Source organism: Pseudorhizobium xiangyangii, assembly GCF_020531965.1.
Lineage (GTDB): Bacteria > Pseudomonadota > Alphaproteobacteria > Rhizobiales > Rhizobiaceae > Neorhizobium > Neorhizobium xiangyangii.
The window spans coordinates 1-20,232 of the sequence record NZ_JAJAWH010000042.1 but is presented as its reverse complement, the minus strand read 5'-3'; the positions used below and the strand labels follow the sequence as shown (position 1 = coordinate 20,232).

Genomic DNA, 20,232 nt, shown 5'->3' with positions numbered 1-20,232 from the left:
AGTCAACACGGCTACGAAAAGCGGCACGACAACCTGTGCGGGTTGGACACCCCGGGCATGACCCGCAGGATCCTGCAAGTGAGTTCGGTGGGCAGCGACGGCTAATTTACCGACCCGATCCGGATCATCCGCGACGGTATGGGCACACGGCCCCTGCTCCGATTAAATCGTACGCTCTCGCACCTGCCCTCACCGGCCCTTCAAGCTGCGAGCGAGCCACCGCGGCCTAGAGGTGCGCGTCTTCTTCAAAAACTCCGAATTCGATCACCGCCAACGATGCCACCAGCGGCAGGCAAGCCAGCCCGCAGCCACAGCCGGGCCGACAAACGCTGGCAGCGCTAGCCGTATTCGTTTCCGATTGTAGGTGTTAACAATACTTTGATTTTAATGGTTAATGAATAATTTCGGTTCTTGTTTTTCCTGACCCAGAATGACACCTGATACTGAGTATTGGGAAGACCGTATGAGTGACATGTTTTGACCGAACGTCAAAACATTCTGGGCGCGCACCAGCGCACTTTGCGCTCTCACAAGCTGCTAGCGATCTTGGAATGAGGCATGGCCGATTGTCGCTAACGCACTTTCCTCCAAGCCCGAAGAACCGTTGCATGCGGCGTGGCCGAGTATTTTTTCGACAGGGAACTAGATGTCATTGCGTGCCGCGGAAATTGCCCAACACGCCGACTTTTTTGCGTGCGTTCAACGACAATCCGAGGCCTTCTTGCAGGTCAATGAACGTAGCCCACGCCTAGCGTCGATTTTTTCGACCCAGCATAGATGGCTGATGGCCCACATTGGCCTGTCGCTCTACTTTCGAGGACGTGCGCAGGAGCGTTTCGACGGGCTGACAGCATCAAGATTCTCTGAACACGTTCGAGTTTTTAACGTCGCGAGCCGCAATACGGCGGCATCTTTCCTAAGCGAGATGCTGAAGTATGGAGTTCTGCTGGAAAAGCCCGACAGGTTCGACCGCCGCAAGAAGTTGCTGGAGCCATCCTCCGAGACGCTTGGTGCACTCGATACCTGGATGAGTATCCATGCCAATACCCTGGACATGATCGACGCGGGCACCCGGCTGGCTGATTACCAGTCTGACCGGGCCTTGATAACTCAGTTGCAACCATTGATCGCGGACGGATTTGTCCAACATTCCAGTATACGTGAACCAGCAACCGCGTTCTCTCACTTCATGTGGGTGAACAATGGATTTTTGGTCACCGAGCGGCTCATCTTCGCCTTGGAGGAACCGGGAAACGGCTCCGGGCCTATATTGACATCGTTTCGTTCCATCCGGACATGGCCGCCGGAGTGAGCTTATCGAAATCCCATGTGGCGCGGATCATCCGGGAAGCAGAAGCACTTTCGATAATGGGATGGACTGGCATGAAAGGTCGCTCACCGATATGGGTCTCCCGGAACTTTCTCGAGAGCTTTCTTGCCGTCCAAGCCGCGAAACTAAGCATCATCGATAGCGCATTCAATCAGTGTTCATCCGCCATGCAGCAGCAAGATCGACCGCGCGGCCCTTTGGACCGGACACCTGCGTCTGCAGGCAGCTGAAGCCGCAGGCCATCCTGGGTTGACCAAGACGCTGGCCCGACAAATATTTCATCATACGTGAGAACTTCAAGCTTCCGGAAATTCTGCCGAGCTTCCTAGCGAAGTGCCGCAAGATGCGGGCAGTTGTGTGATAACGATCAAGGCCATCTCAGCTCGAGCGGATATCATAGACGCAGCGAAGGTGCGGCCGCTCAGGGTGAGCATAATCTGATGGTAAGCGAAACGGTTTCGTCGGTGAAAGCTGGATTGCGGCTCACCACTATAGCGCAGCTCAAGGTCATGGCTGTCGCATTCCGGCGAACCCCCGTGAGAAGCCGAGTTCTGCTTTCGGCTGGGACAGTGTTTGTCCTCATTCTTCTTACCACCTACTCCCAGTACCGTCTCAACCGTTGGACGGCGCCCTTCTATGATGCGTTAGAGCGCAGAGACGTCGATACGCTCCTTGTCCAACTGAAGGCTTTCGCTTTTATCGCAGCGTCGCTGATCGTGCTGAACGTAGCGCAGGCATGGTATAATCAGGTGACCGCACTGGCCATGCGCGAGGGCCTCTCGAGTACGATGATGGACCAGTGGCTGAAGCCCGGACGGGCGGTCCGGCTTGCGCGCTATGGAGCGCTTGCGACAAATCCCGACCAGAGGCTTCACGAAGATGCGCGGAGCCTCGCAGAGAACACGACCTCGCTCGCAATCGGGCTGGTGAATTCCACGATCCTCCTGGCGAGTTTCGTGGGCGTGCTGTGGACTGTTTCCCAGCCCTTCTCCATCGACATTTTTGGCGCCCGTGTGGTCGTACACGGCTATCTGGTCTGGGCTGCCATCGGATATGCGAGCATCGCGTCCCTATTGAGTGCCATAGTCGGAAGGTCTCTGCCGACGTTGAACGCGCAGAGATACGCCCTGGAAGCGGAGCTCCGGTACTCGCTCGTGAATGCCAGCGAGCATATCGTCTTGATAGGAATCGCCCGTGGCGAGGAAAATGAACGGCGGCGGCTGAACCGTGCACTTTCGGCCGTGCTTCTGACGCTGCGGCAGGTCATTGTCGCCAGCACGAACCTGACTTGGGTCTCTGCAGGCTTCGGATGGATGTTCCAGATCGTCCCCATACTTGTCGCTGCGCCCATGTACCTCCAGGGGAAGATCAGTTTCGGGGTGTTGATGATGGCCGTCGGCGCCTTCATCCAGGTCAACGCTGCCTTGAGGTGGTACGTCGACAACATCCGGGGGATCGCCGACTGGCAGGCCACCCTGATGCGGGTATCCACCTTTCTTCACGCCCTATCGCAGTCGGACGCACCGGCGAATGGAAAGAACGAGGGCAACCAGGAGAGCGGTGCGAGCCTTGTCTTGAACAATGTGGAGTTGCGGCCAACGCCCGAAACGCGAAGCAGGGGGCTGAGGCTGCCGGGCGAGACCGTCATGCCCCCTGGGCAGAAAGTCATGATCTCCGCGGATGGTGACGCCGATCTGCATCTTCTGTTCAAGGCGATGGCATCCGACCTGAAGCCCGCGGCGGGAAAGATCTCTCTGCCTGCGGGATCGTCCATATCCTACATGCCGCAGGTCGGCTATTTCCCGATCTCGACGCTCGCCGAACTTCTTACCTATCCGCTTGAGCCGGAAGAACGTAAACGCAGTTCATTGTCAGAGGCGTTACGTGCAGCCGGTGCAGCTCATCTTGTCGCACAGCTTGAACGGCAGGCGAAGTGGGCCAACGAATTGGACAGGGAAGACGCGGTCCGTGTGCGTGTCGCGAACTCCCTGGTCGCAAAGCCCGACTGGCTGATAATTGACGACGTGGTCGAAGGTCTGGAGCCGGAGGCCCAAGCGGAACTTTGCCGGGTCTTCGCAAGCATGGCCTGCGGGATCGTCTATGTCGGTAATTCCGAGGCGTTTGCCGAGATCGTAAGACCGCGGACCTTGAAGGCGCAGGAGCTTGATGAGCGGCCGCATCTCGCCCCGAATTAATAGCGTTCGACATGCCGGTGATGAACGAACTCGATCGCTTTCATCTGGCCATCGAGGCAATCGAACGCGCACCGGAGTTGGGGGAGGAACGACCTGCGCGGCAGGGTCTATTCCATTTAATATTACATCGGCAATTCGGAGAGGACCTGCCGGAGATAGAGAGCTAGAAATGGTCCATCTGACCGTCGACAATGGGATCCGCTTGACAGTGATCAATGCATTGCTCCCCAAAAGCGAGAGAATGGTGCATCCAACCTTAGCTACGGATATCCGCCGATGACCCCAGATGCTCCTTCTCAATCCCAGCGTCGGGACGACATGTACAGGGCGATACTATTGGAACGCCGCGCGCGGCTGGAGGCAAGGCTCCGGGCTATCGAAGACGACTTCGAGTAGCCGCGAAATCCGGACGACGACGACCGTGCGGTCGAGCGCAACAACGATGAGGTGCTCGACGAGCTTGGCCAGACCGCGCAGAACGAATTAGCCGCCATCAGCGCCGCTCTCACCAGGTTGGAGAAAGGCACCTTCGGACATTGCGTGAAATGTGGAAACCCGATCGACGATCAGCGGCTAGAGGCCGTTCCACATACGCCGTTCTGCCGCTCCTGCGTTTCCCCTGGCTAGGCGGCGGTCAGGCGAACGGACAGGTTACATTTGACGCCGGTCACAGCGCTTTACTGACACCTTGGTGATCTTTTAACGTTGTGTTGGAGTTCACTGGCAGTCGCAAATGGTCCAAAAAGCTGAAGGAGCCGGACCTCTTCAAGCCTATCGAGGCTATTGCGCTTCGCGAAGTCCCTTACAGACCAGACGCGCTTTTCGATCTCGTTCTTTACGCTATTGGGGTCTAGATGCTGCATTTGGATCTCCTCCATCCAATGATGAAGGAACCCTACTGAAGTCTACTTTAGGGACAAGTGAAATATAGGCGGTGCGACATTTCGCTCCGAAGAAGACCCCTTGCATGGACGGGCCCAGCCCGGCGATGGCGGGCGCACCGCCCAGTGCAGGCGATGCGACGTTGGCAGCCAATTACTGATTGGCCGTATGGATACCAACGAGCTCGTCATAGCAACTCGTGTTGCTGGCAAGAACGGGGTGGCCTTCCAGCAGCTTCGCCCCCTCCGTCGGGAAAGGAAGGCAGCGGCCGCCGGCTTCTTGCACGAGGCAGTAACCGGCCATGCAATCCCAGGCGCGCATGAACGGCTCATAGTAGCCGACAAGCCTTCCCGCGGCGACATAGGCAAGCATCAGCGCACCCGACCCGTTGCGGATGAAGTTGCCTCCCTGGGCCAACAGGTCAGTGATGATGGCGCCTACCCGCTCCGGCGTCACATAGGTGTTGGAACCGATACCGGTCATGGCGTTTTGAATGTTGCGTGACGGATCGAGTGTCATGATGTTTTCATTCAGCGTCGCCCCGAAACCTCTGGCAGCGGCAAAGATTTCATCCGAGCAGGGAACATGGATCACGCCGACGACTGGTTCGCCGCCGTGAAGCACTGCGATAGAGACGCACCAGGTTGGCATTCCATTGACAAAGGGGGCCGTTCCGTCAATCGGGTCAACGACCCAGGTAAAACCTGAGCGCCCTTCCGCAAAGCCGAATTCCTCGCCCAGAAACCCGTCTTCAGGATGGATTTCGGCCACGCGCTGCCGCAGGAAGGTCTCGACGTTACGATCCGCGATCGAGACGACATCCTGGAGATCCCGTTTTGTCTCGATCACCAGCGTATCGCGACGGTTGAAGTAATCGAGTGCCATGGCTCCAGCATCGGCAGCCAGGGACTTCGCCAGCGCAAACCGCGCGGACAGCGCCACATCGTTCGAATTCATGCTGTGTTCCTTCGCTTGGTAAATTTGTTATGCGGGGATCAGGGCTATGCCACGCTTCTTGAATGCCAATGTGACATCACTGCTGGCTGGATGGGCCTCGTCGAAATCGTGGTCGATGACAAAGAGTGTGCCGACATCCGTTTCAACCTCATATTCGACATGGCCACCGAGATAGGCCGAGTGGAGAACCCTCCCCTTCAGGCCCGGTCCGTTCGCATTGCCGATCTTGATCGAACCTGGTCGCACGGCAAGTTTGGCCGCGCCTGTGCGCGCCTGAACACTGTAGACCTGGTGCTCCACATCGCTCACCCGAACGAGCGCCTCGCCCGCTTCCCAGCGGATCACCTCGCAGGGCAGCACATTCGCCTCGCCCATGAAGTCGGCGATGAAAGGCGATGCCGGGGCTTCGTATAGCTCTCGCGGCGCACCGGATTGGGCGATCTGGCCGTCCTTCATCACGACGATACGGTCCGAAACCGCAAGGGCCTCGTCCTGGTCGTGGGTGACATAGACTGCCGTAAAACCGAGACGTTGTTGCAACTCGCGGATCTCCGTCCTGACCCGCCGCCTGAGGCGCGCATCAAGATTGGAGAGTGGCTCGTCGAGCAGGAGGACCTGCGGCTCCAGCACCAGAGCACGGGCAACCGCCACGCGCTGCTGCTGACCGCCCGAAAGTTCCGCCGGCAGACGCTGTCCCATGCCGGCGAGACCGACGAGCTTTAGCCCCTCCTCAGCCTTTTCACGCGCTTCCTTCTTCCCCAGGCCCGATGACTGCAGGCCATAGGCGACATTCTCCAACGAACTCATGTGAGGAAAGAGCGCATAGGATTGGAACACCATCGAGACGTCCCGCTCATTGGCTGGCAACATGGTGACATCCTGGCCGCCAATCAGTATCCGACCTGAGTTTGGGTGTTCGAGGCCGGCAAGCATGCGAAGGGTGGTGGTCTTGCCGCAGCCCGAAGGCCCCAGAAGCGTCACCAGCGTGCCCGGCTCGATAGTGAGCGACAGGTCGGGTATGGCGGTAAAGGCGCCGAAGGACTTGGCAACGTTCTGGAACGTGACGGATCCAGCCTTGACGGTGATCATGCGGTTTTCTCCTGACCGAGAGGAAGGGTACCGTTGTTGCCAATGCCGGCAACGCGGTTTTCGCGGCGCAAGCGACGCTCGCCGACCGCCAGCTGGAAACCGGCGATGACACTGATCATCACGAGGATCAGCATCGACGAATAGGCGATCGCCACGCCGTACTCGCCATTTTCGACGAGGCCGACGATATAGGAGGTCGCCATGTTGTACTCGGCGCTGACGAGGAAGATGACGGCGCTGATCGAGGTGATCGCCCGGACAAACGAATAGACGAGCGCGGCAGTGATGGCCGGCCGCAGAAGCGGCAGGATAATCTTGCGGACAGTTCTGAAACTGTCGGCACCCAGTGTCAGGGAGGCTTCGTCGAGGCTCTTGTCGATCTGGCTCATTGCCGCAACTCCGCCCCTAACGCCGACCGGCATGTTGCGGAAAACGAAGCAGGCGATCAGGATCAGCGCGGAGCCCGTCAGTTCCAGCGGCGGCAGGTTGAAGGCCATGATGTAGCTGACGCCGATGACCGTGCCGGGAATGGCAAAACTCATCATCAGCGCGAACTCGAACAGGTTCCGACCCGCGAACTTTTGCCGGACGATGATGTAGGCCGTGAGCAGTCCGACGGCCGCCGTCAGGGGCGCAGAGATCAACGATATTTCCATCGTCGTCCAGAAGGAGTTCCAGGCAACACCCGTCCAGGCGATGCTACCGTTCTCGAAGCTGACGGAGAAGGCACGGGCGTAGTGATCGAGCGTCAGGCTGTTGTCGAGGCCCCAGGTCTTCACGAAGCCACCGACGAGGATCATGCCGTAGACGACGAGAGTGAAGATCATCCACGGGATGACGATGGCGTGCACGCCGATCGACAACCCGCGCGGCAGCGCGATATGCGCCCCGCTGTCGCCTTTGCCTGTCACGGTCGCGAAGTTCTTGCCCGACAGCCAGAAACGCTGTGCGAGGAAGGCGGAGAGCGTGAAGCAGAGCAGGACCAGCGCAAGAACGGCGGCACGGGAAGGATCGTTCTGCGAACCGACGACGGCAAAGAAGATTTCGGTCGACAGTACGCCATGGCTGCCGCCGAGCACCAGCGGATTGCCGAAGTCGGCCATGCTCTCGATGAAGCCGATGAGGAAGGCATTGGCAAGGCCCGGCTTCATCAACGGAAGCGAGACCCGCCAGAAGGTGCGCCAGCGGTCGGCGCGCAAGGTCTGCGATGCTTCTTCCATCGATGGGCTGACGCCCTCGACGACGCCGATCAGGACGAGGAAGGAGATGGGGGTGAAGGAGAGCACCTGCGCGATCCAGATACCGGTCAGCCCATAGAGCCAACGGCCGGGCTCGATACCGAAGAGGTATGAAAGGCCCTCGGTGACGACACCGGCACGGCCGAAGAGCAGCGTGAGCGCCAGACCGATGACGAAGGGCGGTGTGATGATCGGCAAGATCGTCAGCAGCCTGAGCCCCTTCTTGAAGGGGAAGCGGGTGCGGGTCGCCACCAGCGCAAAGGCGAGTCCAAGCAGGGTCGAGCCGAGGCCGGTCATGATGGCGAGCCAAAGCGTACGCCAGGCGACGCCGCAGCGTGCGCCGCCGGTCAGGCAGCCGAGGCTCCAGATACCGGGATCCTGCATGTTGCGGATAAAATTGTCTGGATTGAACGAGCCGTCGAAGTCCTGAACGGCGCCGATGAACATGCTGCCGATCGGGTAGAAGACGAAGACGGTGACGAGGAAGGCAAGCAGCGCGATCGACGCAATGACGAAGGCATCACCCTTCATCACCCCGCGTTCGGCAAGGCCAAAGGCGAAGAGCAGTACGAAGACGATCGCAGACAGCACAGCCCCCGCCCCCATCGCCGGCTGGCCATTCGGAAGCGCTCCGAACAGGCTCTCGCTCAGCGTCCAAGTCCAGCCGGAGAAACCGATGGCCAGGCCCTGGAGCGACAGGAACAGTACGCCAATGCCGCCCACCCATGCCAGCACCCCGCCGCGCCGCATCGGGTCCGCGATGCCGCGCATCGCACCGGCGGCGAGCAGCAGCAAGACGACAACCGCCAACCACAGCCGACCGTGAGAGACGATCTGCACCAGCCCGGGCGCCGCCTCGGACGAAAGCGGGAAACCGGCTAGCCAGCCGAACCCGAAAAAGCCTCCGTCGATCCGGTACCAGGGCAGAAGCGTCAAAGCGACCACGCCCAATATCACGGCCACGTTCAGCCTGCGTTTGCCATGCGTCACGGCATACCTCGCTGTCACTTGCGTTGTTGGAAGGCGGCGCAGAGGAGACCTGCGCCGCCGATCAGAATGTCATCAGTTCGCGATGCCGCCGACTTCACGATCCCAGCGCTCGAGCAGTGCCTTGCGCTTTGCCGGGTCGCCATAGGTCTTGAAGTCGTAGTCGATCAGCTTGATGTCCTCGAAGCGTGGGGCTTCCTTCGGGATTTCAGCACTTTTATTTGAGGGAAGCTGGAAGGACTTCGCATCCTTCATGCGCGACTGGACTTCCGGGGTCAGCGCCCAGTCGTACAAGAGCTTGGCGTTGTCGAGATTGCGCGCGCCCTTGATGATCGACATGGAGCCGATCTCGTAGCCCGTGCCTTCGCAGGGCGTGATCGACTTGACCGGAAAGCCTTCCGACGTCTGCGCGACCGCATCGTGTACGAAGACGATGCCGAGCGCCGTCTCACCCCGGGCAGCCGCCTTGACCGGCGCGGATCCGGATTTGGTGTACTGCGAGATGTTGTCATTCAGCTTCTTCAGGTAGTCGAATGCCTGGTCCTCGCCCATGATCTGTACGAGCGAGGCGAGCGCTGTGTAGGCGGTGCCGGAAGAGTTCGGGTTGGCGATCTGGATTTCGCCCTTCAGCTCCGGTGCCAGCAGGTCGGCCCAGCAGACCGGCTCCTTGTAACCCTTCGACTTGAAGATTTCCGTGTTGTAGCCCCAGCCGAGCGCACCGGCATAGACGCCAACCGTGCGGAAGCCGGAGCTTTCCGCCTGGCTCTTAGCCCAGTCCTGCAACTCGTCGAGCTTCGGTGATTTGTATTCGAGGGTGAGGTCTTCGGACGCCGCTTGCAGGTGGGGATCACCCGTGCCGGCCCACCAGATGTCGGTCTTCGGGTTGCGGGCTTCCGCGCGCACCTTGGCGTAGGTCTCACCGGACGACAGGCGCACCATGTTGACCTTGATATCGCTGTGCGCCTTCTCGAAATCGCCCTTCATCTGCTCGCAGATGACAACGTCCGCCGAGCAGATGAGGTTAAGTTCGCCGGCCGCCTGTGCCGGGAGCGATGCAAGCGCGGTTCCGGCAAAGAGCATGAGGGAAAGGGTCTTCTTTTTCATGGGGCATTCCTCCTGTTACCTGGTTTTGGATCAGTTCCATGAACGAGACACGGAAAGGCCATCGGCCTGCGCATAGGTGCGGCTCGTTCACTGTTTCGGGGTAGCTTAGGTCTCGATCAGTTCATCGCGGTAATGTCTGCATCGAACCTTTCGAGCAGCCGACTTCGTTCTTCCGGCGAGCCGAAGGTGGCGAAGTCGTAGTCCACCATCTTGATCATCGAGATATCAGGGGCCGCGAGCGGCAGCGTCGCCAGGGCGTTCGACGGCACCTGGTTCTGCCCCGAGGCCGCACCGGTGCCCTGCCCTTCCGGGCTCAGCGCAAAGTCGACAAAGCGTTTCGCGTCTTCGAGATGGCGCGTACCCTTGACGATGCTGACGGCGCCGATCTCGTAGCCGGTACCTTCGCACGGGGCCACGATGACGAGTGGATAGCCGGCCTGTTTCTGGGTCACGGCATCATGCATGAAGGAAATGCCAATTAGCACCTCACCGCGCGCCGCCGCCTTGACAGGCGCAGAACCCGCGGTCGTGTACTGATCGATATTGCGGTTGAGCGCCACCATGAAGCGGAAGGCCTCCTCCTCACCAAAGAGCTGCACCAGCGTGGCAAGCGCGGTGAACGCCGTGCCCGACGAGTTCGGGTTGCCGCTGCGGATGCGGCCGCGATAGGCAATGTCCGTCAAGTCCTTCCAGCAGGTCGGCGCAGGAAGTTTCAGCTGGCGCAACAGATCCGCATTGTAGGCAAAGCCGAGCGCGCCGGCATAAATGCCCGCAGAACGGCCACCGGACATGGCAAAGAAGTTCTGCGCCCAAGGCAGCATATGACGCTCATGTGCTGGCTGATAGGTCTGCAACAGGTCTTCGGAACCGCCCTGCAAATGGGTGTCGCCCGTGCCGCCCCACCAGACATCGACGCTCGGCACTGGCTGTTCTGCCCGGATCTGGTTGAGGATGTCGCCCGTGCTCTTGCGCGTCATCGAGATTTCGAGGCCTGACTTCGCTTCGAAGGCCGTCTTCATAGCAGCGCACCACATCTCGTCGACACCGCATAAAACGTTGAGCGACGGCGCTGTCATGCCGGCTGTGGCACTGCATAGCCATACGGCCACGCCCGCGCCGAAAGCGGTGATGCCTCTCACGATGTTCCTCCCTCTTGGAACTTGCGTCCCAATCTCCGCAGTCAGGATGGCATATCTGACGCGCGCTGCAATCGAAGAATGGTTACCGTTCTTACAGCCGCAGGCGTGATCGGCCTCACCAAGATGACAAAGGTTACAATTGTGACAAACCGCATAATGCGAGCCCGCTTTGAACATTGTGGCAGCACTGCCTATGATGCATGCGGGAGGACTGGCATGTGTTGAATGAGAGGATTCGGATTCTGATCGTCGAGGACGATCCGGACATGGCGGAGCTGATCTCCGATCTGGTGGAGGCGGAGGGATGGATACCCCTGACCGCACGCTCCGCCGAAGATGCGATGGGCGTTCTGGCGCGCGAGACGGCGCATCTCGTTCTCGTAGACCACAACCTGCCCGGCACTTCCGGCCGCACGTTTGCGCAACGGCTTCGCGCCCAGATGAATATCGGAATCATCATGGTGACAGCGGCCGGCAGCGCAGCAGACCGGGTGCTCGGCCTGGAAACAGCCGCCGACGATTATGTCGTGAAGCCCTTCGAACCAATCGAACTGACGGCGCGCATCAAGGCGGTGCTGCGCCGGACGATCCCCTCCCTAAAGCCTGAGCGGGAAAGCGAACGCGAACACGAACCGGCGCACCTGAAGCTCAGCGACTGGTCGGTTGACCTCAAAAGCCGCCGCGCGATCTGTCTGGCCGATCCGACCAAGTCGTTGACCAGCGCCGAGTTCGCCCTTCTCGAAATCCTCGCGGAGACGCCGAACACGCCCGTCAGCCGCGCCCATATCCTTGACCGGCTCGGCGCGGAGAGTGACCGCTATATCGACCGCAATGTCGATGTGCTGGTGCTTCGGCTGCGGCGCAAGATAGAGCGCAATCCGGACCTGCCGCGCCATATCAAAACGCGGCGTGGCAAGGGATATGTCCTCGATACGGACGAAGGCGAGTTGCAGCCGTGATCAACCGTCCCTTTCTCTCCTCGATCGCCTTCCGCCTGCCCTTTGCTATCGCCTTCATCTGCGTCCTCGTCTTCAGCCTGGCGACGATTGCTGTTTACGGCCTCCAGCGGGCGCGAGAGGAGATGGCGGCCTATGGCTTGCAGGCTTTTTCCAGCCTCGCCAAGGCCTCGCTTGTCTCGCGCCAGGTCTCCGACCTCGTTTCGAGCGCGCCCTTCCTGATGAACGCAACCTCGCCTTACCGCGTCTCGAGCGAAAGCCGCTCGGTGGTCGCGCAGGTCGATACGCTGCTGCGTGCCATGGAGCCGGAAAACGGGGAAGCAACCGTGAAGGGCTTCGCCAGTTCGCGCATCGTCGAGCTCCTCGAAACGATCCGCATACAGACAATGGCACTCGCCGACGACGCGGATTCCGCCCAGCAGCACAAGGCGGAGGCCGCGGCCGCACTTGGCGAGATCGCAACGGGCCGTGGCATTGCGGATGAGGATTTCCGCCGGAAGCTGAACGCCATCGTGCAATCAGCCTCCAATTCCGACAGCCTGTTCCAGCTCGGCGAACTGCGCCGTCGCTTTGTCTCCGAAACGACAGCACGTCTTGAGCGCGCTGCACCGGACGTACGGATTTCGACCGTTGAGCTTGCCCCCTATGAGCGTGTCTTCGAGGCCCAGACGCGCTACCTGCTCGAAATGTTTGCCATCCGGGCCGCCGTTTCGCGGCTGCATTCGGTCTCGCGCGAGCTGTCGCACGCGACGGAGACGCAGAGCGAGGCGGTGGCGCTTGGTCTCAACGAGGACCTTGTTTCGACCTCCGAAGCGCTGAGCCGATTGCTCGTGATCGTTGCTGTCGCCTCCCTGCTCGTGCTGGTCATGGCAATCTTCTCCATCCGCTCGGTCATGCGCGTCTCGCACGGAATTGTCGCTCTTTCCAACGGCATGAATGCGCTGGCAAAGGGAGAACCAGAGGTCTGGCCGCCTGTCTATGCAGGTACTGAGACGGAATTGGTACGCCTGCTTGATGCGTTTCGCGCCTTCAAAGATAGCGTCGACCGTGTCACGCGCCTGCGCCGGACTGCCGAAGCAGCGGCACGCACCATCCGCTCGACGTTCCGCAACATGAATGAAGGAATCGCGCTTTTCGACGTCTCCGGGCGACCGATTACGATGAACCGGCGCATCATTGAACTAATGCGCCAAACGGGCTCCGCCCGAAAACTACCACTTCGCCACTTCGCCGAGACCTTTCCTGAGCTTGATCCGCGCCTGTTGCCCTCGGAACGGGATCCCGGTGAACTGATGGAACGGGTTGTGCTGCGCCATCGATCGGACGATCAGTTGGTGGTCGAGGTCTCGGTGTCACGGCAGCCGGATGGCGGCATCGTGCTGCTGGCAAGGGATGTGAGCGCCATCGATCGCCAGGAGGCGGAGGCAGCAAGAGCCCAGCGCCTGGACGGCATCATGCGCATGACACACCAGGTCAGCCATGAGGTGGGAAACATGATCGGGATCATCACCGGCAGCCTTGGACTGCTGGAGCGCGAGCCCGGCTTCAACGAGCGCCAGACGCGCCACATTGTGCGTATTCGCAAGGCGGCGGAACGCGGCCGTGCCCTGGCGGCAAGCATGTTGTCGATTGGCAGCCAGCATCCTATCCGCCCGACCTCCGTCGACGTCGGCAGCCTTCTGCGCGGGATGGCGGACGTGCTGGAAATGGCCATTGGATCCGAGAACAGCCTACACATTGATGTCGACGCTGGGCTTCCGTCCATTGCCCTCGACCCTGCCCTTTTCGAGCAGTCGATCCTGAACCTCTGCCTTAACGCCGCAGCCGCCATGCCGAGTGGCGGGCCGGTCCGGGTCAGCGCCCGACGAGAGGGAACGTCAGTTCTGGTCACGGTCACCGATGAAGGAGCAGGCATGACGCCCGAAGTCTTGGACCAGGCCTTTGAGCCCTACTTCACCACAAGATCGAAAACCGGCGGCTCGGGACTTGGTCTTGCCATGGTCTATGGCTTTGTGCGCCAGAGTGGTGGCGAAGCTTCGATCCAGTCGCGTCCGGGAGAAGGCGCCGCCGTGGCGCTAAAATTCCCGATGTGACCGGCAGCACCTTAACGTTGATTGCCGCGAAAACCGGGCGCGCAGATCAGGCTGAAGGACACCTTCCCTCTCCCTGGCGCCGATCTGCAGGGTGGCCATTCTTTCTCGATTTATCTCAGGCGAGGTTGACAACGGCAATATATCCGATATTCTGGATATATGGATAACACAACAGCAATCGCGACGCTTGGTGCGCTAGCCCAGACGACAAGGCTCGAAACGTTCAAGCTCCTGGTCCGGAACGAGCCCGATGGCGTTCCGGCAGGCGAATTGGCACGCCTGCTCGGCGTTCCACAGAACACGATGTCAGCACATCTCGCGACGCTTTCGCGTGCTGGATTGGTAAGGAGCGAACGGCAAAGTCGATCAATCATTTATCGAGCTGACCTCGGCGGGCTACGAGAACTGACGCTCTTCCTGCTCAAGGATTGCTGCGGCGGCGCTGCGGAACTTTGCGCTCCCCTGATAGCAGAGCTTCAGCCGTGCTGCGGACCAGAGGTGAAGCTCTCATGATAGTCGTTAAACTGGAGCCGGTTACAGCAAGTGACATTGGCCTGAGCGCCGCCCTTTCCGAGGCGGACCTTCCAACCGAGGACATTGGCGACCCCGGTCGTTCATTTTTCCGGGGCACTGACACCAGCGGCAGCACCGTTGGTTACTCTGGCGTCGAAGACTGTGGGAACTTCGCTCTGCTGAGGTCGGTTGTCGTCCTGCCGGGTCATCGTGGGAAGGCACTAGGCAAACTATTGGCGGAAGCTACGCTGGAAACCATTTCACCCGGCTCGCAGGTCTATCTGGCGACGACGTCCGCCGCTCCGTTCTTCGCAGCTCTGGGGTTCGTGGCTGTAGATCGTGCAGAAGTTCCAATGGCGATCCTTTCTACCCGCCAGCTTTCGGGCATCTGCCCGGCATCAGCCATCATCATGAAACTCGGCAGGCCTCCGACCTAAACAACGGATCAAGACCATGACTGACAAGACGTACAACGTGCTCTTCCTGTGCACGGGCAATTCCGCTCGTTCTATTCTCGCCGAGTCCATTCTGAACAAGGAGGGCGGCGGGCGCTTTAATGCATACTCGGCAGGCAGCCAGCCGAAAGGCGAAGTCAATTCGCACGCGCTTGGTGAGCTTCAGGCGCTCTGTTATCCCTCAACCGGCTTCTCCTCGAAAAGCTGGGACATCTATGCTGAACCCGGCGCTCCTGAATTCGATTTCATCTTCACGGTCTGCGACAGCGCAGCTGGCGAAGCATGTCCGGTCTGGATCGGACATCCCATGACCGCTCACTGGGGGGTCGAAGACCCGGCGGCTGTCAAAGGATCAGACGTCGAAGTGCAGCGCGCATTTGCGCAGGCTGCCCGATTCCTGAAGAACCGTATCACTGCATTCCTTAGTCTTCCCCTCGAATCCATTGACCGTATGGCGCTGGAAACGCGCCTGCGTCAGATCGGCAGCATGGAAGGTCTGACGGGCGAAACGGACAGGGGCGCCTGATGTCAACGTTCGAACGCTATCTCACCATCTGGGTGTTCTTGTGCATCGTCGTGGGCGTCGCCTTGGGCCATGCGATGCCGGGCGTCTTCCAGCTGATCGGCGCCGCTGAAGTTGCCAAGGTCAATATCCCGGTCGCGATCCTCATCTGGCTGATGATCATTCCCATGCTGCTGAAGATCGACTTCCGTTCCCTGGCGAAGGTCGGCACTTACTGGCGCGGTATCGGAGTGACGCTATTCATCAACTGGGCGGTCAAGCCATTCTCAATGGCACTGCTCGGTTGGCTGTTCATTGGCTGGTTGTTCCGGCCCTATCTGCCCGCCGACCAGATAGACTCCTACATCGCGGGTCTCATTATTCTCGCAGCGGCACCTTGCACGGCAATGGTGTTCGTCTGGTCGAACCTCACACGCGGCGAACCGCTGTTCACCCTGTCTCAGGTGGCGCTCAACGACGCCATCATGATCGTGGCGTTTGCGCCGATTGTCGCGCTACTACTTGGACTGTCATCGATCACTGTTCCCTGGGACACGTTGGTAATCTCCGTCGGCCTTTACATTGTCGTGCCTGTCATCATCGCGCAAATGTTGCGGAGAAAACTGACAGCCCGTGGCTCCGTCGGAGCGTTGGACAGGACGCTGACGAAGTTGCAGCCGATCTCGCTCGTGTCGCTTTTGGCAACACTCGTTCTACTCTTCGGCTTCCAGGGAGAGCAGATCATTGCGCAACCGATGATCATCGCCCTCCTCGCGGTGCCCATCCTGATCCAGGTCTATTTCAATTCGGCCCTAGCCTACCTGCTGAACCGGCTGTCAGGTGAGCAGCATTGCATTGCCGGACCATCCGCCCTGATCGGAGCATCGAACTTCTTTGAGCTCGCTGTTGCCGCAGCGATCAGCCTGTTCGGCTTCCAGTCGGGTGCCGCACTGGCTACGGTTGTCGGTGTTCTTATCGAGGTTCCGGTCATGCTTTCGGTCGTCTGGATCGTGAACCGCTCCAAGGGCTGGTACGAGGCCGCTCCTGCGGTTGCCAGAAACATTGTCACGGAAAGGACGTAACCATGGACGTCACCATCTACCATAATCCGGCTTGCGGCACTTCACGCAACACCCTGGCCCTGATCCAGGCTGCAGGCATCGAGCCGAACATCGTCGAGTACCTGCAATCACCGCCGTCCCGGCACGATCTTGCGAGGATGATTTCCGATGCCGGACTTACGGTAAGAGAGGCGATCCGAGAAAAAGGCACGCCCTACGGCGAGCTTGGCCTAGATAATCCCGATCTGACGGATGAGCAGTTGCTCGACGTTATGGTCACGACACCAATCCTGATCAACCGCCCGTTCGTGGTCACGCCCCTTGGAACGAGGCTCGCCCGCCCATCCGAGGCCGTCTTCGACATTTTGCCTGAGACGTTCAAGGGCTCCTTCACGAAAGAAGACGGAGAACAGGTTCTCGATGAAAAAGGAAAGCGCGTTGTCTAAGACATTCCCTGCCCTCCAGCAGCAGCACCTTCGCCTGGTTGATCGCGATGCCCTGCGCCCGCCGTTTTCGACGCACAAGCCGCGCATCCTGATCCTTTACGGTTCCCTTCGGGAGGTATCATATAGCCGGCTGCTTGCTCACGAGGCGCGCCGCCTTCTTGAGCACTTTGGTTGCGAGGTCCGGATGTTCGATCCCAAAGGGCTGCCGCTTCCTGACGAGGCACCGACAAGTCACCCGAAGGTGCAGGAACTTCGTGATCTGTCTGCCTGGTCCGAGGGACAGGTTTGGGTCAGTCCGGAGCGCCACGGTGCGATGACGGGCATCATGAAAGCGCAGATCGACTGGGTGCCGCTTTCGGTCGGATCGGTGCGGCCGACGCAGGGGAAGACGCTGGCATTGATGCAGGTTTCCGGCGGCTCACAGTCTTTCAACGCGCTGGGTCAAATGCGCATTCTCGGTCGCTGGATGCGCATGATCACGATCCCCAACCAAAGTAGCGTTGCGAAGGCATTCCAGGAATTCGACGCGGATGGGCGGATGAAGGCCTCCTCCTACTACGACCGCGTCGTGGATGTGTGCGAGGAATTGGTAAAGTTCACCCTACTGACGAGGGACGCGTCATCCTACCTCACCGACCGGTATAGTGAGCGAAAGGAAGACGCCGCGAAACTGGAGCAGCGTGTCGCTCTCAAGTCCATCTGAGACCTGGTTTCGCCACCGCATCACGCCGTCGTGTCGAGCGCGCGACGGCGGTGAACGCAACAATACTCACAGCCCCCAGCAAAACTTTACGAGCGCGGCGTCCGGCAGGACGGGCCGTTGAGCATCTTAATCAGCTAGCGTCGGTTCGCTGGATGGCGTCGTTGGGCATGAGCCAACACAACCCGCGATGGTCTTGGCCTTGAAGCTGCCCATCCATCACCACTTGCAGGCCACCCCTGGGATTTTCGCTCCACTGCGGCCGACATCCGTAGATCTCTGCGAACATGGCCGCCGTCAGAACGTCCTCCGGAGCGCCGGTCGCGTGCAATCTCTGGCGATCCAGTACGATAACGTGGTCCGCCCACTGCGCAGTCATGCGATTTACGTGGCAAAACAGGCGAGTATCAGCATCAGCTTAATTGTTTTTTTATTGGATAGTGTTTCGGTCTTCCGGGACATTGATCGAGTTTGATCGCCTTTGTGCATGATGTGCGTTGTCCAGGTGGAAGATATCTGTCTCCCCCCGTCCCTCCCTCGGAACACCTCATATTCCTGCCATTTGAGAAGGTCATCATGCTTAAGAACTGGACGATAAAATCCAAATTCCTCATGGCCATCGCCATCCTCGGATTTATCTCCCTGGCTGGCCTGATGTTTGTCACGAGCAAATTCAGCGCTGCCAACGAAGCCTATAGCGGCTTCCTCCAGCGCGAAAGCAACGCCGCCACATTCGGTCCGCGCGGTGCTGCCGGCATGTGGACTGCGACGACATGGCTGAGCCGTGCGCTCGCCCAGGAACCTGGATCACCGGCGTTCCAGGATTTGTCCGCACGCTTCTCCAAGGAATTCAGCGGCGCACGTGATCGTCTGTCGCAGATCCCGGCTTTGGTACCAAGCCGCAAGGAAGCGATCGATGAACTGCTTGCCGGCGCTGACAGCCTCAAGGCAGTCGGCGACAACCTGCTTAAAGCCCATGCAGAAGGAAATGAAGAACAGGTGGCTACGCTGTCCGGCAAGCTGGATCAGGCGATCACCGACCTCTCGCCGAAGTTCGGCGCCAACAACGGGGCCATGGCGGAAATCCTGACAAACGGTGGCCAGCAACTGTCTGCGTCCGTCTCGGCGACAATCTTCACCGCCATCTGCGGCCTGCTCGTCGGAATCGCCTTCGCCGTTGCTATCGCATTGACGATCGCGCACAAGGGCGTCGCAGCCCCGATGGCTCTCCTTCGCCAGCGTATGGCATCTCTTGCCGCCGGCGAGACCGAAGCCGGTATCGACGGCCTCGACCGCAAGGACGAAATCGGCCAGATGGCGGAGGCCGTTGCCGTATTCCGCGACAACGCCCTGGAACGCGCTCGACTGGAACAGGAAGCCGCAGCCAATCGCAGCCTGTCAGAGACCGACCGACAAGAGCGCGAAGTACAGCGCACCCGCGAGGCCGCAGAAGTCAAGTTCGCGGTCGACAACATCGCTGAAGGCCTGAGCAACCTGGCGGACGGCAATGTCTCCTACCGCATCGAGCAACCCTTCACGGTGACGCTCGACGGCGTCCGCAACGACTTCAATGCCTCGGCTGGCAAGCTCCAGGCAGCTCTGGAGCAGGTCGCCCAAAACGCCCGCAGCATCGAAGCCGGCTCGTCGGAGATCAAGTCGGCCGCCGACGATCTCGCAAAGCGTACCGAGCAGCAGGCCGCTTCGGTCGAAGAAACCGCAGCCGCTCTGGAAGAGATCACCACCACGGTGAAGGATGCTGCCAGGCGCGCTCAGGAGGCAGGTTCACTTGTCGCGCGAACCCGCACCGGTGCTGAAAAGTCCGGCGAGGTCGTGCAGAAGGCAGTGAAGGCCATGGAACAGATCGAAAAGTCTTCGGGCGAGATCGGCAACATCATCGGCGTCATTGACGACATTGCTTTCCAGACCAACCTTCTGGCCCTCAATGCCGGCGTCGAAGCCGCGCGTGCGGGCGAAGCAGGCAAGGGCTTTGCAGTCGTTGCACAGGAAGTGCGTGAACTGGCACAGCGGTCTGCCAACGCCGCGAAGGAAATCAAGACGCTGATCAATACCTCGAACCAGCAAGTCCAGAGTGGCGTCCAGCTGGTCGGAGAAACCGGCCGCGCGCTGGAAACGATCGTCACCGAGGTGCAGGAGATCAATCGTCACGTCAACGCGATCGTTGAATCGGCCCAGGAACAGTCGTCTGGACTGCAGCAGATCAACACTGCCGTCAACACGATGGACCAGGACACGCAGAAGAATGCCGCAATGGTAGAGGAACAGACGGCAGCAAGTCATGGCCTCGCCCGCGATGCCGCTTCGCTGAACGCCCTTCTGGCCCAGTTCAAGCTGTCTTCTGGCCGCATGCAGCAGTCTGCTGTTCGATCGGTCGCAACACAGGCAGGACGCCGCGAGTTGCCGGTTGCCTCTCCTGCCCGCAAGCTGGCGAACAAGGTTGCGACTGCATTCTCCGGCAACGCGGCTCTCGCCGCCCCAGCCTCAGACTGGGAAGAGTTCTGAGAACCTACTCCCCGTTTCAGAAGCGGTGATGAAATAAAATGGGCGCAGAAACGAATTCGTTTCTG

General features: G+C 59.8%; 17 protein-coding genes and 2 pseudogenes. 13 read left to right on the top strand and 6 right to left on the bottom strand.

Translation table 11 applies throughout. The features are described from left to right. The first annotated feature begins 646 nt into the window (after positions 1 to 646). The 4 genes and pseudogenes from LH464_RS22875 to LH464_RS22860 all read left to right on the top strand — a co-directional run bounded on the left by LH464_RS22875 (position 647) and on the right by LH464_RS22860 (position 4,152). Positions 647 to 1,312: a hypothetical protein gene (locus tag LH464_RS22875; RefSeq protein ID WP_226788725.1), complete on the top strand. Its 666-nt coding sequence runs from the start codon at positions 647 to 649 to the stop codon at positions 1,310 to 1,312. A gap of 458 nt (positions 1,313 to 1,770) precedes the next feature. After that, the gene (locus LH464_RS22870; protein ID WP_226788724.1) at positions 1,771 to 3,525 is read left to right on the top strand and encodes an ABC transporter ATP-binding protein/permease; all 1,755 of its coding nucleotides are present in this window, start codon (positions 1,771 to 1,773) and stop codon (positions 3,523 to 3,525) included. A gap of 5 nt (positions 3,526 to 3,530) precedes the next feature. Beyond that, a pseudogene (locus LH464_RS22865) lies at positions 3,531 to 3,692 on the top strand (phosphoketolase family protein); the annotation flags it as partial. A 109-nt stretch (positions 3,693 to 3,801) separates the two neighbouring features. Beyond that, positions 3,802 to 4,152, top strand: a pseudogene (locus LH464_RS22860) (TraR/DksA family transcriptional regulator). A gap of 50 nt (positions 4,153 to 4,202) precedes the next feature. Here the strand turns inward: LH464_RS22860 and LH464_RS24930 are convergent. From LH464_RS24930 to LH464_RS22830, 6 genes are all read right to left on the bottom strand, one after another. Further along, a complete protein-coding gene (locus LH464_RS24930; RefSeq protein ID WP_226788722.1) occupies positions 4,203 to 4,388 on the bottom strand; it encodes a hypothetical protein in 186 nt (61 codons plus the stop codon). Positions 4,389 to 4,560: 172 nt separating this feature from the next. Next, complete coding sequence (locus LH464_RS22850; protein ID WP_226788721.1) at positions 4,561 to 5,364, bottom strand: inositol monophosphatase family protein; 804 nt, start codon at positions 5,362 to 5,364, stop codon at positions 4,561 to 4,563. Between the two features lie 27 nt (positions 5,365 to 5,391). Continuing rightward, positions 5,392 to 6,453 carry an ABC transporter ATP-binding protein gene (locus tag LH464_RS22845; RefSeq protein ID WP_226788720.1) on the bottom strand — a complete coding sequence of 354 codons (1,062 nt, stop codon included), beginning with the start codon at positions 6,451 to 6,453 and terminating at the stop codon, positions 5,392 to 5,394. After that, entirely contained in the window at positions 6,450 to 8,681 is a 2,232-nt protein-coding gene (locus LH464_RS22840; RefSeq protein WP_226788719.1) for an ABC transporter permease, read from the bottom strand. Before LH464_RS22840 ends, LH464_RS22845 begins: the two co-directional genes overlap by 4 nt. Positions 8,682 to 8,753: 72 nt before the next feature. After that, complete coding sequence (locus LH464_RS22835) at positions 8,754 to 9,782, bottom strand: ABC transporter substrate-binding protein (protein WP_226788718.1); 1,029 nt, start codon at positions 9,780 to 9,782, stop codon at positions 8,754 to 8,756. A 116-nt stretch (positions 9,783 to 9,898) separates the two neighbouring features. Next, complete coding sequence (locus LH464_RS22830; protein ID WP_226788717.1) at positions 9,899 to 10,921, bottom strand: ABC transporter substrate-binding protein; 1,023 nt, start codon at positions 10,919 to 10,921, stop codon at positions 9,899 to 9,901. Positions 10,922 to 11,139: 218 nt separating this feature from the next. Here LH464_RS22830 and LH464_RS22825 point away from each other — a divergent pair, with 218 nt between their 5' ends. The 9 genes from LH464_RS22825 (at position 11,140) to LH464_RS22785 (ending at position 20,167) form a co-directional block, all read left to right on the top strand. Then, positions 11,140 to 11,880, top strand: coding sequence for a response regulator transcription factor (locus LH464_RS22825; protein WP_226788716.1), 741 nt, complete (start codon positions 11,140 to 11,142; stop codon positions 11,878 to 11,880). Continuing rightward, positions 11,877 to 13,970 carry a sensor histidine kinase gene (locus tag LH464_RS22820; protein ID WP_226788715.1) on the top strand — a complete coding sequence of 698 codons (2,094 nt, stop codon included), beginning with the start codon at positions 11,877 to 11,879 and terminating at the stop codon, positions 13,968 to 13,970. Before LH464_RS22825 ends, LH464_RS22820 begins: the two co-directional genes overlap by 4 nt. Positions 13,971 to 14,129: 159 nt before the next feature. Next, entirely contained in the window at positions 14,130 to 14,483 is a 354-nt protein-coding gene (locus tag LH464_RS22815) for an ArsR/SmtB family transcription factor (protein WP_226788714.1), read from the top strand. Further along, positions 14,480 to 14,920 carry an arsenic resistance N-acetyltransferase ArsN2 gene (gene arsN2, locus LH464_RS22810; protein WP_226788713.1) on the top strand — a complete coding sequence of 147 codons (441 nt, stop codon included), beginning with the start codon at positions 14,480 to 14,482 and terminating at the stop codon, positions 14,918 to 14,920. Before LH464_RS22815 ends, arsN2 begins: the two co-directional genes overlap by 4 nt. A gap of 16 nt (positions 14,921 to 14,936) precedes the next feature. Next, entirely contained in the window at positions 14,937 to 15,464 is a 528-nt protein-coding gene (locus tag LH464_RS22805) for an arsenate reductase ArsC (protein ID WP_226788712.1), read from the top strand. Further along, the gene (arsB, locus tag LH464_RS22800; protein ID WP_226788711.1) at positions 15,464 to 16,522 is read left to right on the top strand and encodes an ACR3 family arsenite efflux transporter; all 1,059 of its coding nucleotides are present in this window, start codon (positions 15,464 to 15,466) and stop codon (positions 16,520 to 16,522) included. The genes LH464_RS22805 and arsB overlap by 1 nt, the downstream gene beginning before the upstream one ends. A 2-nt stretch (positions 16,523 to 16,524) precedes the next feature. After that, positions 16,525 to 16,947 carry an arsenate reductase (glutaredoxin) gene (gene arsC / locus LH464_RS22795; protein ID WP_226788710.1) on the top strand — a complete coding sequence of 141 codons (423 nt, stop codon included), beginning with the start codon at positions 16,525 to 16,527 and terminating at the stop codon, positions 16,945 to 16,947. Beyond that, positions 16,922 to 17,650 carry an arsenical resistance protein ArsH gene (arsH, locus tag LH464_RS22790; RefSeq protein WP_226788709.1) on the top strand — a complete coding sequence of 243 codons (729 nt, stop codon included), beginning with the start codon at positions 16,922 to 16,924 and terminating at the stop codon, positions 17,648 to 17,650. The genes arsC and arsH overlap by 26 nt, the downstream gene beginning before the upstream one ends. Before the next feature lie 573 nt (positions 17,651 to 18,223). Beyond that, on the top strand, positions 18,224 to 20,167 hold the full coding sequence (locus LH464_RS22785) for a methyl-accepting chemotaxis protein (RefSeq protein ID WP_226788708.1): 1,944 nt from the start codon (positions 18,224 to 18,226) through the stop codon (positions 20,165 to 20,167). Positions 20,168 to 20,232: the final 65 nt, after the last annotated feature.

Excerpts from the sequence above, each read along its gene's own strand:
- LH464_RS22785 (WP_226788708.1), top strand. The coding sequence starts at position 18,224 with ATGCTTAAGAACTGGACGATAAAATCCAAATTCCTCATGGCCATCGCC.
- LH464_RS22845 (WP_226788720.1), bottom strand. The coding sequence starts at position 6,453 with ATGATCACCGTCAAGGCTGGATCCGTCACGTTCCAGAACGTTGCCAAG.
- LH464_RS22815 (WP_226788714.1), top strand. The coding sequence starts at position 14,130 with ATGGATAACACAACAGCAATCGCGACGCTTGGTGCGCTAGCCCAGACG.
- arsC (WP_226788710.1), top strand. The coding sequence starts at position 16,525 with ATGGACGTCACCATCTACCATAATCCGGCTTGCGGCACTTCACGCAAC.
- arsB (WP_226788711.1), top strand. The coding sequence starts at position 15,464 with ATGTCAACGTTCGAACGCTATCTCACCATCTGGGTGTTCTTGTGCATC.
- arsH (WP_226788709.1), top strand. The coding sequence starts at position 16,922 with ATGAAAAAGGAAAGCGCGTTGTCTAAGACATTCCCTGCCCTCCAGCAG.
- LH464_RS22850 (WP_226788721.1), bottom strand. The coding sequence starts at position 5,364 with ATGAATTCGAACGATGTGGCGCTGTCCGCGCGGTTTGCGCTGGCGAAG.
- LH464_RS22805 (WP_226788712.1), top strand. The coding sequence starts at position 14,937 with ATGACTGACAAGACGTACAACGTGCTCTTCCTGTGCACGGGCAATTCC.
- arsN2 (WP_226788713.1), top strand. The coding sequence starts at position 14,480 with ATGATAGTCGTTAAACTGGAGCCGGTTACAGCAAGTGACATTGGCCTG.
- LH464_RS22835 (WP_226788718.1), bottom strand. The coding sequence starts at position 9,782 with ATGAAAAAGAAGACCCTTTCCCTCATGCTCTTTGCCGGAACCGCGCTT.
- LH464_RS22870 (WP_226788724.1), top strand. The coding sequence starts at position 1,771 with ATGGTAAGCGAAACGGTTTCGTCGGTGAAAGCTGGATTGCGGCTCACC.
- LH464_RS24930 (WP_226788722.1), bottom strand. The coding sequence starts at position 4,388 with ATGCAGCATCTAGACCCCAATAGCGTAAAGAACGAGATCGAAAAGCGC.
- LH464_RS22875 (WP_226788725.1), top strand. The coding sequence starts at position 647 with ATGTCATTGCGTGCCGCGGAAATTGCCCAACACGCCGACTTTTTTGCG.